Origin of the sequence: Pseudarthrobacter sp. NCCP-2145, from assembly GCF_023708005.1 — a bacterium.
Classification (GTDB): Bacteria; Actinomycetota; Actinomycetes; order Actinomycetales; family Micrococcaceae; genus Arthrobacter; species Arthrobacter oxydans.
Window position 1 is genome coordinate 279,810 of record NZ_BRCG01000002.1, and the last position, 15,700, is coordinate 295,509.

Here is a 15,700-nt window from a genome sequence, read left to right on the forward strand (position 1 = left end):
GCAGGTCACCTGTCAGGAGTGGGTGTCGAGGTAGTGCAGAATCGCCCGGGCTGTTTCCTCCGGGGCACTGACGTGGGGGCAGTGCCCGGTGGCCTGGAGCTGAGCCAGGGTGCTGTGTTCCAGATTCTTGTGCAGGTAGGCGCCCACTTCCGGCGGGGCAAGCCGATCGTCGGAGCACTGCAGAATCAGGCAGCTGGTGCGCACCTTTTTCAGTTCAGGGCGGGTGTCGGAGAAGAAAGTTACCCCCGCGAAGTGCCGTGCGATGGTCGGATTTGTCCGGCAGAAGCTGACGCGCAGGTCCTCTGCGAGTTCAGGCTCCTGCGGGTTGCCCATCACCATGGGGGCCAAGGCCGCGGCCCAGGCGAAGTAGTCGCTGTCCAGCGCTGCCAGCAGGCCCTCGATGTCTTCCCGCGAAAAGCCGCCCACGTAGCCGTCGTACGGGTCATCCGTATGACGGGGCGAAGGAGCAAGCAGCACCAGGTGGGAGAAGCGGCTGGGATCCTGCACGGCGGCGATCACGGCGATCATGGTGCTGACACTGTGGCCCACCAGGATGACGTCCTCAAGGTCAAGGGCGGCGCAAATCTCCAGCAGGTCCGACGCGTACCCGTTCAGGGTCCCGTACTTCTCCCAGTCGTAGGCGCTGATGTCGGAGTGTCCCGCACCAACATGGTCAAAAAGCACCAGCCGGTAATCGTCAACGAAATAGGGCAGCAGCTTCCGCCACATAGCCTGGTCGCAGCCGAAGCCGTGGGCAAACATCATGACAGGCCCATCATCCCGGCCGGATATGGTGACGTTGTTCCGGCCGATGACGGCGGCAACTGCTTCCATCACGTTCTCACTGACCCTCCGTCGGGTGGCGTCCTGTCCCAGACTATCGACGGGAAATAGCGAATCCTAGCGATCCTCCCACTATGACCTTCAAAGCGACGTCCGTTCAGCTACTTGCATGCGCCGCGGCTTACGCGGCTCCCCGACTCATCCAGCGCATGAGTACTTGGGACATAGCCTCGCTCGTTACTCGGCTACCAGGTCGGACGGCAACTGGGCTTCAGGTCCGGCCTCGCCACCCATTGCAGCGACCAGCCGTTCACGGGCGCGCCCCAAATGGACGTCGAGCAGGCCGGCGGCCTCGTCGCCCCGGCCTTCCTCAATCAGTTCCAGCAGCCTCTGGTGCTCCGCCTGGATCAGGGCGGTGTCGAGGAGGTGCAGCGACTGTACACGGGACATGCACAGGCGGACTTCCCCAACGAGCGACCGGTACATCTTGCTGATGCGCGTATTGCCCACAGCATCGATCAGGCTGGTGTGGAACCTCATGTCCGGTTCCACCACGTCCAGCGGCGCTCCGCTCTTCACTGCGGCAATGTCCTTGTTCGCCTGCACGGCTCCGGCCGGAACGGTCCGGCCGGAGGCAAGCCGGCGGAGCACTTCGCTTTCCAGGTAGGCCCTGGCCAGGTAGATGTCCCGGACCGACTCCGGTCCCAGATCCACCACGCGTGCCGTCTTGTGCGTTCCCCTGTCCAGCAGCCCTTCGGCCACGAGCTTTTCAATGGAGGCTTTGGCGGTGGGGCGGGCCACCTCGTAGGTGGAAGCGACGTCCGTCTCGGTGAGCGCCTCCCCGGAACCGAGCTCACCGGAGAAGACGCGGCTCCGCAGATCTGCGGCGATCGCCTCCACGATGGAGACTGCTGCAATGCGACCGGGCACGTGCGTTCCCTCCCAAGGTTCTTTCCGACGTACTTCATCTTGCCAGACAGAACAACATCGATACTTGACCAACATGTGTACTTGTTAGACAATCGAAGGGCGCCACGGTGTTGTGACGCCTAACACAATCTGGAGACACATGTTTCAGCAGATCCTCGACCCCCTCGCCGGGTCCCTCGTGATTTCAGCCCTTTGCGCGGCACTTCCCCTCGTCCTGCTTTTCGTCCTCCTTGGCGTCTTCAAGGTCAAAGCACCTTTCGCCGCCCTGGCCGGCCTGGCCCTGTCACTGGTGCTGGCCGTCGTCGGCTGGCAGATGCCGGTCAACCAGGCCCTGAGCGCCACGGCGGCCGGCATCTTCTACGGGCTGTTCCCCATCCTGTGGATCCTGGTGAACGCGCTCTGGATCTACCGGCTCACCGTGGCCACGCCGTGGTTCGAGGTTCTGGGGCGCACCATCCGTTCCATCTCCAACGACCTCCGGATCCTGGCCATCCTCATCGCCTTCTGCTTCGGTGCGCTGCTTGAGTCGCTGGCCGGCTTCGGCGCACCCGTGGCAATTTCCGCCGCCATGCTGATGGCCGCCGGCATGAAACCCCTGAAGTCCGCAATTGTCTCGCTGCTGGCCAACACCGCTCCCGTGGCGTTCGGCGCCATGGCCGCACCCATCATTGCCCTCAACGGCGTCACCGGCCTGCCCCTGAATGAGCTGTCCGCCATGGCCGGACGCCAGACGCCGTTCATCGCCCTGATCGTCCCGCTGCTGCTGGTGTTCATCGTGGACGGCCGCCGCGGCGTCAAGCAGACCTGGCCCGTGGCACTGGTGGCAGGCGCCGCCTTCGGCCTGGCCCAGTTCGTCACCTCCAACTACTTCGCCGTGGAACTCACGGACGTCGTCGCCGCCGTCGTCACCGTGGCCGCGGTCCTGCTCATGCTGAAGGTCTGGCAGCCGAAGGAAACCGTGGGCATGGGCGGTGCCGTGGAGGCTGCGGCGGTCCCCGCCGTCGTCAGCGCCGGCGGAACGGGCGGCTCCGCGGCACAGGAAGGTACGACGACGGCACGCGGCAGCGGCGGCAGCGCCCTGCCTGCAGACCCCGCCATCCCCACGGACAACTCGCGGCCCGGGCCGCGCCAGATCTGGATGGCGATCGCGCCCTACCTGATCATCATTGCGGTGTTTTCCGTGGCCCAGATCCCTGCCGTCAAGGCCTGGCTGACCCAGGTTGGCAGCGTCACGTTCGCCTGGCCCGGCCTGGACATCACGGACTCGGCCGGCAAGCCGGTGGCGGCCACCAAGTTCAAGCTTGACCACCTCAAGGCCACCGGCACCCTGCTGCTGTTCTCCGGCCTGCTTACCATGCTGCTCTACAAAATCAGTGCATCCCAGGGCCTGCGCATCTACCGCGACACCGTGGTGCAGCTGCGCTGGACCATCGTCACCGTCACCGCCGTGCTGGGCCTCTCTTTCGTGATGAACCTGTCCGGCCAGACCACCACTTTGGGCTTCGCCCTGGCCTCCGCCGGCGGCTTCTTCGCCCTGCTCTCGCCGCTGATCGGCTGGATCGGCGTGGCACTCACCGGCTCGGACACCTCCTCCAACTCGTTGTTCGGGCAGATGCAGGCCACCGCAGCGGAGCAGACCGGACTTTCACCCGTGCTGATGGCTGCGTCCAACTCCTCCGCCGGCGTGATGGGCAAGATGTTGTCCCTGCAGAACCTGGCCGTGGCCTCGGCTGCGGTGGGGCTTGACGGTGCCGAGGGAACCCTGTTCCGCAAGCTCATCGGCTGGAGCCTGGGCCTCCTCGCCCTCATCACGGTCCTGATCTTCCTGCAGTCAACGCCCGTCCTCGGCTGGATGGTTCCCTGATATGGCACCTCTGGACCTCGCAGCCCTCCGCTCCGCCGTCGCCGATCCCGCCCACGTCAAAACCCGGGCCATCGACCTGCACGCAAACGCCCACGACGCCTCCCACTTCCTGCTGATCCCGCAGGCCGTGGTCACCGCCGGAAGCGCAGCCGACGTGGGCGGGCTGCTCCGCGCGAGTGCCGCCCAGGGCGTCCCGCTCACGTTCCGCTCCGGTGGAACCAGCCTCAGCGGACAGGCCGTCACCGACGGCGTGCTGGTGGACGTGCGGCGCAATTTCCGGGACGTCGAAGTGCTCGACGGCGGTGCGCGCGTCCGGGTGCAGCCCGGCGTCACGGTGCGGGCGCTGAATGCCCGGCTGGCACCCTACGGCCGGAAGTTCGGGCCCGATCCGGCCAGCGAGGCCGCGTGCACCATCGGCGGTGTGGTGGCGAACAACTCGTCCGGCATGAACTGCGGCACCGTGGACAACGCCTACCGTACGCTCGAGTCCCTCACCGTAGTGCTTCCGTCCGGGACAGTCATTGACACCGGCGCCCCGGACGCGGACACCAAGCTGCGCGCGCTGGAGCCGGAGCTTTACCAGGGTTTGGCCCAGCTGGCGGAGCGGGTGCGCGGAAACAGTGAGTCCGTGCGCAGGATCCGGCAGCAGTTCGCCATGAAGAACACCATGGGCTACGGCCTCAACACGCTGCTGGACTTCAGCAGCCCGGTGGACATCATGGCCCACCTGATCGTCGGCAGCGAGGGAACCCTGGGCTTCGTGGCCGAGGCCGTCTTCCGCACCATCCCGCGGCTGCAGCACGCCGCCACCGGGCTGCTCGTCTTCCCGGACCTGCGGGCGGCCAACTCCGCCCTGCCCGCGCTGGTGGAAACCGGCGCAGCCACGGTGGAGCTCATGGACGCGCTGTCCCTCAAGGTGGGCCAGACGCTGAAGGGGACTCCCGCCGTCGTGCGTGACCTGGTGGTGCGGGACCACGCTGCCCTGCTGGTTGAATACTCGGCCGAAGGGCAGGACCGGCTCGCGGAACTGCAGCAGGGCGGTGAAAGCATCCTCAAGGAGCTGAGCCTGTCCGCCGAAGCCCACTTCACGGGTGACGCCAAAGCACGGGCGGGGCTCTGGCACCTGCGCAAGGGCCTGTACGCCTCGGTGGCGGGAGCCCGGCCGCAGGGGACCACCGCTCTGCTGGAGGACATCGTGGTCCCGGTTCCCGTGCTCGGCCGCACCTGCCAGGAACTCATCGGGCTGTTCGACAAGTACAGCTACAGCAACAGCGTGATCTTCGGCCACGCCAAAGACGGGAACGTCCACTTCATGCTCACGGACGGGTTCAGCACAGCGGAGGAGCTGGACAGGTACAGCTCGTTCACCGAGGACATGGTGGACCTGGTGCTGGGGGAGGGCGGCTCACTCAAAGCCGAGCACGGCACTGGACGGGTGATGGCGCCCTATGTGCGGCGGCAGTACGGGAATGAGCTGTATGGCGTGATGCTCAGGATCAAGGAGCTGTTCGATCCGCGCGGGATCCTCAACCCCGGCGTCATCCTGGACGACGATCCCGAGGCGCACCTCCGGCACATCAAAACGGCGCCACCCGTGGCCGAAGAGGTGGACCGCTGTGTCTCCTGCGGCTACTGCGAGCCGGTGTGTCCCAGCAAGGACCTCACCCTTACGCCGCGGCAGCGCATCGTCACCCTGCGTGCCATCGAGGCCGCGCGTCTGGCCGGGGACACGGCACTCGTGGAACAGCTGGAGAAGGACTACGACTACGAGTCCGTGCAGACCTGCGCGGTGGATGGTATGTGCCAGACGGCCTGTCCTGTGGACATCAACACGGGGCTCCTGGTCAAGCGGATCAGGCGATCCGACGCCGGGTCCGTGGCCAACGGCGCCTGGAACGCGGCTGCCAAGCACTGGGAAGGGGTGACCCGCGGCGCTTCGCTCGCGCTCACCGTGGTCAACAAGTTGCCGGCCGCCGCGCTGGTCCCGCCAAACAAGGCAGCCAGGGCCGTCCTGGGCACCGACACCGTCCCGCTGTACTCGGCCGAGCTGCCGGGCGGCGGTTCCGTGCGGAAACGTCCGACGCCGGACCGGGCACCGGACGCCGTCTACTTCCCCGCGTGCGTGGGCACCATGTTCGGGCCCGCCGGTGCGGATCAGTCCGGCACGCCCGGGCCGGGCGTCCAGTACAGCTTCGAGCAGCTGTGCGAACGGGCCGGGATCACCCTGCTGGTGCCGCAGGGCATCGATGGCCTGTGCTGCGGCACCCCCTGGTCCTCCAAGGGCATGGTGGCCGGCCAGGCGACCATGCAGGAGAAGACCCTGGCCGCGCTGCGGGAAGCCACCCGGGACGGCGAACTGGCCATCATCTGCGACGCGTCGTCCTGCACGGAGGGCCTTCGCCAGGCCGTGGAATCGGATGTTCCCTTGCTGGGGCAGCGTCCGCTGCGGATTGTGGATGCGGTGGACTTCGCGGCCGAACGCATCCTGCCCATGCTCCCCGACCACAAGAAGCTGGATTCGCTGGCACTGCACCCCACCTGCTCGTCCACGCGTCTGGGGATCAACACGTCCCTGGGTGCTGTGGCCGGTGCTGTGGCCGAGAAGGTGGATGTCCCCGTGAACTGGGGCTGCTGTGCCTTCGCGGGGGACCGCGGCATGCTCCACCCCGAGCTTACCGAGTCCGCAACCCGGAAGCAGGGGGAGGAGGTCGCGGAGCTGGGCGCGTCAGCCCATGCGTCCTGCAACCGCACCTGTGAGCTGGGGATGACCAGGGCAACCGGGGCTGAGTACCGGCACGTGCTGGAGCTGCTGGAGGAAGTGACGCGGCCCGGGGAAGGCGTTGTAACGATCCCTGAATTTCGCAGCTCGACGGGTGCATAGGAGGGCTTCTGGGCGGGAGGAACCGCCCCGACCTTGAGGTCCGCGAACAGCGCCCTGAGTTTCCCGCAGCGCGAGGGTGGGGTCCCGGCGGTGTGCTCAGACCCTAAGGTGCAGCCGGTCCCCGGCCTGGGTGGATGAAGCCCGCGGGGCGTGCCCGCCGGCGCCTCCACCCGCGCTGGAGACCGGCTTCACCCGCCGCAGCGCGGCGAGGATGGCACGTCCCACCACGGCGATGCCGATGATGGTGGTGACGGCGCGCAGGGTGTCCCAGCCCGCCGTCGACGTCACCAGCGAGTACAGCAGGAAGCTGCTCAGGTTGGTGCCCAGCGGCGCGCCGGGCACGTAGGAGATGCCGGTTCCGGCGCCCACGGCGAACGGCCAGAACCACAGGTTGGTCAGCAGGCCGAACAGGTAGGACGCCACAATGCCGTAGCCGCACAGCATCCACAGTTCCGCCTTGCCGCGGACCCGGCGGGGGAGCAGCCCGGCGCCGGCGCCCACCCACGCGCAGGCGAAGATCTGGAACGGGGTCCACGGCCCGATCCCGCCCCACAGGGCACTTGAAAGGGCAATGGTGGCGGCGCCGAGCAGCATGCCGAACCGGGCACCGAACGCCCGGCCGGCCAGGATCAGCAGGATAAACACAGCCTCCACGCCCCCGACGCCGGTGCTTGCCACCCGCACCGCCGATCCCACCGCTGCCAGGACGCCGAGGAGCGCCACGGTGTGCGCCGAGCGGACCGAGCCGTCCAGGGACACAATGATGGCGACGACGGCGAGCGGCGCGATGGCCAGCGCCGCGTAGGGGAGGGCGGCGGCTGCGTCCTGGGGAAGTGCCGCGGCGAGCAGCGGCCAGCAGAAGGCAGCAAGGGCCAGGAGGTTCGCTGCTGCGAGGACGGCGAGCTCGACGCCGCGCGGCATGCGGACGCGGCGCTTTCGTTCCGCTGCGGGGGATCCTGGTTCGATGGTCTTCGGTTCCGGTCCGGTTGCTGCGTGCCGGGGGAGCGCGAGGAGCGGCTCGGGTTCTTCGGCCGGTGCCGCTTCGGAGGAGGGCGCGACGCCGTCACGCATCGGCAGGATACGGGCGCCGAGGCTGTGGGCGAAGTCGTGGTCGTGGGTGGCGACCAGGACCGCCGCGCCGGAGTCCGCCGCGGCTGTCAAAGCCGCCGCGACGGCTGTGCGCGCCGCAGGGTCGAGTCCGCGGGTGGGCTCATCGATCAGGAGGACCTGGGGATCGTCCATGGTCTGCAGCGCGATGGCAAGGATCCGGCGCTCGCCGGCAGAGAGGTCCCGGGGGTGCTCATGTCCGATGGGGACCGTGGCGCTGCCCCGCAGCCGGGCCAGGCGCGACGCCGCAAAGCCGGGCGCGGGCTGTCCGCCGTTCTTTCGGCGCGCAAGGCGACGCTCGGCCGCGCGCAGCTCGCCCGCCACCGTATCCCTGGTGAAGAGGTCGTCCGAGGCGTCCGGCACCAGGGCGACCCGGCCGCCGTCGAGCGTTGCCACCACGCCTCCGCTTTCGCCACCAGCCCGTAGACCGCCGCTGCCCTCACGCAGGGCCAGCGCCACCAGGAGGGACGACTTCCCGGCACCGTTCGGGCCCACCAGCGCCACCACCTCACCGCGGTGCAGGGTCAGGGACGCGTCGCGCACCAGGGTGTTGCCCTTGCGGTGGACGGCGAGGTTAGTCGCCGTCAGCACCGGGGCGGGGCCGGCTGGCTGAGAAGGGAGCTGGCGGCCTTCGACCGATGCCGAGGTGGACGACGCCGGGACCCCTGCGGTTGGGATCAAGGTGCCGCCCTCGACGGTCCACCAGGAGTCGGCAACCGGGACGAGCGCTGACGCCCGGTGCTCCGCCACGATGACACAGACGCCGGCGTCTCGGGCCAGGGTGTTGAGCACTGCGATGACGTGCCTGCGGGCTGTGGTGTCGAGGTCGGCCAGGGGCTCGTCCACCAGGAGCAGGGCCGGATTTTCCACCGTAGCGGCGGCGATGGCCACGAGTGTTGCCTCGCCCGCGGACAGGGTGCTGACGTTCCGGTCCAGGAGTGCCGCCACGCCGATGCGCTCCGCCACCTCCAGCACCCGGGCCTTGGCAGCCCCGGACGCCACGCCGCGCAGCTCAAGGGCCAGGGAGATTTCGTCCCGGACCTTGGTGGTGGCGAAGGCGGCGCGGGGATTCTGCAGGACGACGCCGACGGCTTGGGCGGTATCGCGCGGCGGCGTGGCGGCGCGGTCCAATCCGGAAACGCGCACGGTGCCGGAGATGTCTCCGCCGTCCACGTGCGAGAGGAGCCCGGCGATGCCGCGCAGGATGGTGGACTTGCCGGAGCCGGTGGGCCCGGTGATCACCGTGATGGACCCGGGCCGCGGCGCGAAGTCCGGGACTTCGACCTGCGCGTCGCCGATGCGGAACTGGGCGTCGCGCACCTGAAGCGGGCCGCCGTCGTCGTTCCCGGGACGGTGCCCTGCCCGGCTCCCGAAGCCGCGCAGCTCCAGGGCCGCGGCAACCCTGCCTGCGTGCTCAAGGGTGCGCTCGAGGACGGGCACCAGGGCGCGAGGCCCGAAGCGTTCGCCCCGCAGCCGGAACGCCAGGCGGACGGAGGTGACGGCGTCGGACAGTGCGGGGAGCGCCGCCCAGGCCACCACCAGCATCCGCCCGATGCCCTGCATGGGGCCGCGGCGGGCCAGGTGGACGAAGCCGCGGGCCACGTCCACAAACGCGTTGAGCAGGCCGAAACCGAGGAACATCGCGGCAATCGGCAGGGCGGACAGGACCGCCGCCCACAGCCCGGGTCCGCTGACCGGGCCGAGGAAAACCACGTGGGCGTACGGGGCAGGCAGGCGCATGGCCGGCAGGTCGAGCAGGACCGGCTCGCCGATGCCCGCCCCGTTGAAAAGGATGCGGTAGACGACCCGCGCCACGATGAAGACGACGGCGAGGGCCGCCGCGGCGCGTAATGGCGCGGGCCGGAAGGTCATGCCGCGGGGGCGGCCGGTTCGCCGTCGACCGTGAAGAGCAGTTCCAGGCTCTCGCCCGGGCTCACCTTCAGGGTGGCGAGGCCCTCCTGGGCGTAGGCCCAGTCACCGGCGGCCGGCTTGACCCAGAGTGCCCAATAGGCGAAGGCGGCGGGCATGCCCTGGCATTCTTCGCGGTACGTGCCCTCCTTGTGCGTGATGTCGAAGTCCGCGGCGGGCACACCGTTGACCCGGCACACCAGTTCGTTGGGGTACTGCGTGGTGCCCTCGGTCTCCACGTCTGCCTCTTCGAGGATCTCGGCAGCGACCGTGGGCCCGTCCACGGGCACGCACACTGAGGTGTCGGCGGCTTCCTGCTTCAGGGCGCCCGAGTCGACGATGACCTTCACGCCGTCGCAGGGAGCGTCGGCGGCGGTGGATGACGACGCGGCCGAAGGCGACGGTGCGGAGGTGGTTGGCTGGGTGGTGGCCGGCGCGGAACAGGCGGCGAGGGACAACAGGAGACCGGCAGCGGCGAGGGAGCTCGCGGCGGCGGTGCGCATTTTAGTCAAAGTCACAGGTTAAGGGTAGGGCGTTGCCTGGCCTGATCCGGAGGCGGCCGCGTTTTGTGACGCTGGGCTTCAGGCAGGGGGCAGGCGCGCCTCTTGACGCCAGCGGACGACCGCGGGAGGTTAGGTGGCACAAGTCGCATGCGCGCTCACCATCGGCGAACGCGCCGCAGCCGCCCTGCTGGGAGAATCCCACGCGCTGGCCACGTCCTTGCCGGCGGCACTCGATGCGCTGCAAACCGGCGCCATCGGCTGGCAGCACGCACGCACCGTGGTGGATGAGACAGCCGGCCTCACTCCCGCAGCAGTCTCCGCCCTGGAGGCCCACTTCTTCGGCCCGGACGCGGGCCGCGGCGCCGCGCCCGGAGAGCTGGTGCCCGCCCGGTTCCGGCGGAAGCTCCGGGCCTGGCGTGAACGCCACCACCCTGAGTCGCTCGAGGAACGCCATGCGAAGAGCGTGGCGGACCGCCGAGCGGAGTTCAGTCCGGACCGGGACGGCATGGCCTGGTTGTCGCTCTATCTTCCCGGCGACACGGCCTTGGCCGTCTGGAACAAGTCGACGGCACTGGCCCGCGGCCTGCAGGGCCCGCGGGAACCCCGCAATCTCAGCCAGTTGGGCGCCGACATTGCGGCAGGGCTGCTGCTGGGCAGCGCGAACCAGGACGTTGGAGACGTGCCTTCCCCCAAGGCTGATGTCCTGGTGACCGTTCCGGTCCTCTCCTTCCTCGGCATTACCGACGAACCGGCCGAGATCGACGGGCTGGGGCCGGTCCCGCCGGTACTACCCAGCCGAGCACCCGGACCGGGAACCTCCGCGCTCTTCGCCTGCCTAAGCAGCGCCGCCTGGCACCCCGCGCTGTGTCCGCTGTGTCCGCTGGAGCAGGTCCTACAGGCGGAGCTCCATGAAGACGCTGTTGGGGTCCAGGACGTAGCTGGCGAACGGCGGGCATTCCGTGAAGCCGTTGCGGGCGTACAGCCGGCGCGCGGGGGCGAAGTAGTCCTCGGTGCCAGTCTCAAGGTAGACGCGCTCGAGGTTCCGGGCGCGGGCGTCGTCGAGGATATGGCGGAGCATCAGGGTGGCCACGCCGCGTCCCCGGGCGCTTGCCGCAGTGCGCATCGACTTGATCTCGCCGTGCATCGGTGATCCGGGACTAGCTTCAAGAAGTTTGAGTGCGCCGCACCCCAGCAGCCCGCCGTCCTCACGGGCCGTCCAGAACGAGATCGACGGGGCGGACAGGGCGGAGTGGTCCAGGGCATGGACGCTTTCGGCCGGGGAGGTGGCGAACATGTCCGCCAGGTGTTCGCTGAGGAGCTGATGGACGTCGCCGCGTGAGGGGTCGTCCCGGTCAATGGAAATCACCGAGCCAAATTTACCGGCTGACGCTGCGGACTTCATGACGCCACTATCCGAGGCCGGTTCGCCGCAGGAACCTTTTCGCATCGTATCCCAAGGGGGCTCTGGCAGGACCAGCCTTAGCAGGGACTCCCGCGGGCCGTTCCGCCGTGGTCTGCTCGAAAGGACGACGAAGTCCACCAGGATACGTAACCGACGATCACGAGGATGAAGACGATGAGCACGGACTGCAACGCACAGGACCCTACGACCCAAGGAATCCAGCCCGGCGTGTCACGCCGCAACATCATCAAGCTGACAGGTGCAGGCGCGGCGGCCATCGGGCTCTCCAGCGCGGCAGGGCTGGCAGGAGCCGGGCCGGCTTTCGCTGCCCCCGCCTCCCGGAAGGACCTGGAACCGGGCGACACTTCCAACGGTGCCGACAACTTCTACACCAGTGACCAGGTCACGGTGAAGAAGATCTCGTTCAAGAACAAGTACGAGATGAAGGTGGTGGGCAACCTCTTTGTCCCCAACAACCTGAACCGGGGGACCGCCCACCCGGCACTGGTGGTGGGCCACCCCATGGGCGCGGTGAAGGAACAGAGCGCCAACCTCTACGCCACCAAGATGGCGGAACAGGGCTACGTGACGCTCTCCTTCGACCTCTCGTTCTGGGGTGAGAGCGCCGGCAAGCCCGGAAACTCCGTCTCGCCTGACATCTACGCCGAGGACTTCAGTGCCGCCGTCGACTACCTGCGGGCGCAGGCTTTCGTCGACAAGGGACGCGTCGGGGCGATCGGGATCTGCGGCAGCGGCAGCTTCGTGATCAGCGCGGCAAAGATCGATCCGCGGATCAAGGCGATCGCCACGGTGAGCATGTACGACATGGGCGCCGCCAACCGCGACGGGCTGAACAAATTGGTAACCCTGGAACAGCGCAAGGCGTTCATCGCGCAGGCTGCTGCCCAGCGTGACGTCGAGTTCGCCGGCGGCGCGATTGAGTACACCGGCGGCACACCGGATGAGCTCACGGCCGACTCAACTGCCGTGGACCGCGAGTTCTACGACTTCTACCGGACCGCGCGTGGCTACCACCCGAACACCACCACGCACCCGGCCCTGGCCACCAACACCAAGTTCATGAACTTCCACCCGTTCAACGACCTGGACCTGATTGCCCCGCGGCCGCTGCTGTTCATCGCCGGCGACCAGGCGCACTCGAGGGAGTTCAGCGAAGAGGCGTACCGGCTCGCCACCGGCCCCAAGGAACTCTTCTGGGTTCCCGGAGCCGGCCACGTGGACCTTTACGACCGCACCGGCCTGATCCCCTTCGACAAGCTCACGGACTTCTTCCGTACCCAGCTCTAGGAAGGCAGGGGCCTTCCGGAGGGAGGCCCTGGAAGGGACTCCCTCCTGCCCGGGGGTTGGCCTAGCGTGGAAAGCATGGACAACCGAGCTGAAGTACGCGAATTCCTCGTTTCGCGGCGTGCCCAGGTTTCGCCCCAGCAGGCTGGTTTACCTGCCGGGGCGAACCGGCGCGTCAAGGGTCTCCGGCGAAGCGAAGTAGCAATCCTTGCCGGTTTGAGCGTTGAGTACTACACCCGCCTGGAGCGCGGGGCCATCAGCGGCGCCTCTGGCCAGGTGCTGGAGAGCATCGCCAGGGCTTTGCGCCTGGACGACGCCGAGCGGGCGCACCTGTTCGACCTTGCGCAAGCTGCGGGCCCGGCCGCGCGGCCGCCGCGGCGGCGGAGCTCGAAGTCCTATGTGCCGCACCAGAGCCTGCAGTGGGCCCTTGATGCGGTCACGGCCGGTCCCGCGTTCGTCCGCAACGGCCGGATGGATCTGTTGGCCGGCAACCCCCTGATGCGAGCGTTCTACAAGGACTGCTACGACATGCCCGGCCAGCCACCGAACATCGCCCGGTTCACGTTCCTGGATGAACGGGCCCGCCGGTTCTATCCGGATTGGGATGCCTTTGCGCAGGTGACTGTTTCGATCCTGCGGACGGAGGCTGGCCGGGATCCGCGCAACAAAGAACTCCATGACCTCGTCGGTGAGCTGGGAACCCGCAGCGAGGAGTTCCGCAAGCTGTGGGGTGAGCACAACGTCCGTCATCACGGCACCGGGTTCAAGACCTTCAACCACCCCATCGTGGGCGAGATGACCCTGGCGTTCGAGGGATTGGAGATGGCCGCCGAGCCGGGACTGACGCTCACGATCTACACAGCAGAGCCCGGATCGCCGTCGGCTGAGCGCATGCAGCTGCTCGCCTCCTGGGCGGCCAGCGAGTACGGGAATGCCGTCCATGCTGAACCTGGACGGACCCGGACAGAGAGCTGACGAGCGCCGCCCACCAGCTACGAGGGAACTGGCCGACGGCGGTCATCGTCACCGGTATCGGTAGGGGCCCTCCCAGTACCCCTCACAACAGGGGCTCCCACCCAGCCTTGGCAACTGCTTGGCTGGAATGGACCGAACTTTTCTGACTGGAACGGATCAGCTCCCATGCACCTGAAGGCATTGGCCCTGGCTGCGATCATCGCGCTCGTATTACCCCTGGCCGGGTGCAAGACTTCGCCAAACGGACCGGCCCCCATCACTGAGCCGCCGACCTCCCCGCAGGAAACATCCTCGACGGCGGCCGGGTCGTCCCCGCCGTCGCAAGGATTGTCCGCCGCAACAGCAGCAGAAACCACTCCGATCACCATCGACATCGACGGCGGGACCGTGACAGGTGCCTTGTCCAGCAACGCAACTGCACGCTCCCTGATCCAGCAGCTTCCCTTGACGCTCTCCTTCAGGGACTACGGCGGCCAGGAAAAGATCGCAGAGCTGCCGGAGGCGCTTTCGCTCGACGGCGTGCCCGCCGGGGACAGCGCAGAACCACTGACGATCGGCTACTACGCGCCCGACCAGGCCCTCGTCCTCTATTACGAGAGCGTCGGATACTCCCGCGGAATTGTGCGGATCGGATCGTTCGATGACCTCGCGGCGATCCGGGACCAAACAAGCGGTTTTACCGCCAGGCTGGCTCCCGCTGACTGAGCGGGATGACACGGCTGCTCCAACCATTCTCCACAAAAGAACGGAACCGTTTTGACCCGAGCAACCCTTGAGGATGGCGCCCGCGAGGCGCCCATCGATGCCCTGCCCTCCGAAAACACCAGCATCACTGACGAAACAAAGAATTTGGGCCCGGCAAGCGATCCTTCCGTGCCGGCCGGGCGCTTTCCTTGGGCGGCCCTGCTGGTCATGGCCTTGATGGGATTCCTCCTGATTTCCACCGAGACCATGCCCGCCGGCCTGCTGCCGCAGATCGCCTCGGGACTGGACATCACCGAGGGGACCGCGGGACAGTTTGTCAGTGCCTACGCCCTGGGAACAGTCCTTGCGGCCATGCCCGCCGTCGCGTTGACACGGGGCCTGCGCCGGAAGCCTGTTTTCCTCGCCGGGATCCTCGGCTTCCTGGCCGCGAACCTCATCACGGCATTCTCCACGGACATCGTCCTCTCCCTGGGAGCGCGGCTCCTGGCCGGTGCATTCTCCGGCCTGCTGTGGGGGATGACTGCCGGCTACGCCCGGCGTATCACGGCGCCGCACCATGCCGGCCGCGCCTTGTCCGTTGCGTCGGTTGGAACCCCCGTGGGCCTGGCAGTGGGAACGCCCTTCGGCTCCTGGCTCGGCGCGGCCTTCGACTGGCGCTGGTCCTTCGGCGTACTTTTGCTTCTCACGGTTGCCACCTTGCTGCTGGCGTTCTTCATGGTCCCGGACGCGCCCGGCCAACGGGCCGGGACACGGGTACCCCTCGCGCGGGTCCTGGCCATCCCGGGCGTGGCGGTTGTCCTCGGCGTCATCGTCAGCTGGATGCTTGGGCACAACATGATGTACACCTACATTGGCTCCTACCTCCGCGCGGCAAGCCTGGATCTCCCGGTCGACGTCGCGCTCGTGGTGTTCGGTGCGGCCGCCATTGTGGGGATCGCCATCACCGGTGCCGTGATTGACAAGGGCCTTCGACGTTTGGTCCTGCTCAGCCTGGGGAGCTTCATGGTGGCCGGTGTGATCTTCATTGTTGGCCACGCATCCGTGGTGGCAGTCCTGGCAGCGATCGTCCTCTGGGGGATCGCCTTCGGCGGCGCAGCAGCACAGCTGCAGACGGCCATCAGCGCTGCAAGCGGGGACAATGCCGACGTCGCCAACTCGATGCTCGGCGTCGCGTTCAACCTTGCGATCTTCGCCGCGGGTGTGGCCGGCGCGGTGGTGATCAGCACCTTCGACGGGATGGTCCTGCCGGCCGCGCTGGTGGGACTTGCCGCCGTCGCGCTCGCCGTCGCTGTTGCCGGACGCCGCACGGCATTTCCCCGGTAGCCAGCAAGGCGGCG

General features: G+C 68.0%; 11 protein-coding genes and 1 pseudogene. 7 read left to right on the forward strand and 5 right to left on the reverse strand.

Features of this window, described 5'->3' with window-relative positions; translation table 11 throughout:
• Window positions 1-12: 12 nt before the first annotated feature.
• Both NFU08_RS02780 and NFU08_RS02785 read right to left on the reverse strand, forming a co-directional pair.
• Window positions 13-837, reverse strand: a complete 825-nt coding sequence (locus NFU08_RS02780; RefSeq protein ID WP_251420586.1) for an alpha/beta fold hydrolase — start codon at window positions 835-837, stop codon at window positions 13-15.
• Between the two features lie 183 nt (window positions 838-1,020).
• Complete coding sequence (locus NFU08_RS02785) at window positions 1,021-1,713, reverse strand: GntR family transcriptional regulator (RefSeq protein ID WP_120692522.1); 693 nt, start codon at window positions 1,711-1,713, stop codon at window positions 1,021-1,023.
• A 139-nt stretch (window positions 1,714-1,852) separates the two neighbouring features.
• Here NFU08_RS02785 and NFU08_RS02790 point away from each other — a divergent pair, with 139 nt between their 5' ends.
• Both NFU08_RS02790 and NFU08_RS02795 read left to right on the forward strand, forming a co-directional pair.
• Window positions 1,853-3,577 carry an L-lactate permease gene (locus tag NFU08_RS02790; RefSeq protein ID WP_251420588.1) on the forward strand — a complete coding sequence of 575 codons (1,725 nt, stop codon included), beginning with the start codon at window positions 1,853-1,855 and terminating at the stop codon, window positions 3,575-3,577.
• 1 nt (window position 3,578) lies between these two features.
• Entirely contained in the window at window positions 3,579-6,458 is a 2,880-nt protein-coding gene (locus tag NFU08_RS02795; RefSeq protein ID WP_251420590.1) for an FAD-binding and (Fe-S)-binding domain-containing protein, read from the forward strand.
• Window positions 6,459-6,554: 96 nt separating this feature from the next.
• On the opposite strand, the gene NFU08_RS02800 is transcribed toward NFU08_RS02795, so the two are convergent.
• Window positions 6,555-9,437: an ATP-binding cassette domain-containing protein gene (locus NFU08_RS02800; RefSeq protein ID WP_251420593.1), complete on the reverse strand. Its 2,883-nt coding sequence runs from the start codon at window positions 9,435-9,437 to the stop codon at window positions 6,555-6,557.
• A complete protein-coding gene (locus NFU08_RS02805) occupies window positions 9,434-9,991 on the reverse strand; it encodes a hypothetical protein (RefSeq protein WP_251420595.1) in 558 nt (185 codons plus the stop codon). Before NFU08_RS02805 ends, NFU08_RS02800 begins: the two co-directional genes overlap by 4 nt.
• A 118-nt stretch (window positions 9,992-10,109) precedes the next feature.
• Here NFU08_RS02805 and NFU08_RS02810 point away from each other — a divergent pair.
• Window positions 10,110-10,559: pseudogene (locus tag NFU08_RS02810) on the forward strand (DUF222 domain-containing protein); the annotation flags it as partial.
• 309 nt (window positions 10,560-10,868) lie between these two features.
• Here NFU08_RS02810 and NFU08_RS02815 read toward each other — a convergent pair.
• Complete coding sequence (locus NFU08_RS02815; RefSeq protein WP_251420647.1) at window positions 10,869-11,342, reverse strand: GNAT family N-acetyltransferase; 474 nt, start codon at window positions 11,340-11,342, stop codon at window positions 10,869-10,871.
• A gap of 264 nt (window positions 11,343-11,606) precedes the next feature.
• On the opposite strand from NFU08_RS02815, the gene NFU08_RS02820 reads away from it, so the two are divergent.
• The 4 genes from NFU08_RS02820 (at window position 11,607) to NFU08_RS02835 (ending at window position 15,686) form a co-directional block, all read left to right on the forward strand.
• Window positions 11,607-12,686: an alpha/beta hydrolase gene (locus NFU08_RS02820; protein WP_251420597.1), complete on the forward strand. Its 1,080-nt coding sequence runs from the start codon at window positions 11,607-11,609 to the stop codon at window positions 12,684-12,686.
• A 75-nt stretch (window positions 12,687-12,761) separates the two neighbouring features.
• Complete coding sequence (locus NFU08_RS02825; RefSeq protein WP_251420599.1) at window positions 12,762-13,658, forward strand: helix-turn-helix transcriptional regulator; 897 nt, start codon at window positions 12,762-12,764, stop codon at window positions 13,656-13,658.
• Window positions 13,659-13,985: 327 nt separating this feature from the next.
• Window positions 13,986-14,363 (forward strand): cyclophilin-like fold protein, encoded by a 378-nt coding sequence (locus tag NFU08_RS02830; protein WP_251420601.1) that lies wholly within the window; start codon window positions 13,986-13,988, stop codon window positions 14,361-14,363.
• 51 nt (window positions 14,364-14,414) lie between these two features.
• Entirely contained in the window at window positions 14,415-15,686 is a 1,272-nt protein-coding gene (locus tag NFU08_RS02835) for an MFS transporter (RefSeq protein ID WP_251420603.1), read from the forward strand.
• Window positions 15,687-15,700 lie beyond the last annotated feature (14 nt).

What these genes read in the sequence shown, in the direction of transcription:
- NFU08_RS02790 (WP_251420588.1), top strand. Translation starts at nt 1,853, where the DNA reads ATGTTTCAGCAGATCCTCGACCCCCTCGCCGGGTCCCTCGTGATTTCA.
- NFU08_RS02795 (WP_251420590.1), top strand. Translation starts at nt 3,579, where the DNA reads ATGGCACCTCTGGACCTCGCAGCCCTCCGCTCCGCCGTCGCCGATCCC.
- NFU08_RS02800 (WP_251420593.1), bottom strand. Translation starts at nt 9,437, where the DNA reads ATGACCTTCCGGCCCGCGCCATTACGCGCCGCGGCGGCCCTCGCCGTC.
- NFU08_RS02825 (WP_251420599.1), top strand. Translation starts at nt 12,762, where the DNA reads ATGGACAACCGAGCTGAAGTACGCGAATTCCTCGTTTCGCGGCGTGCC.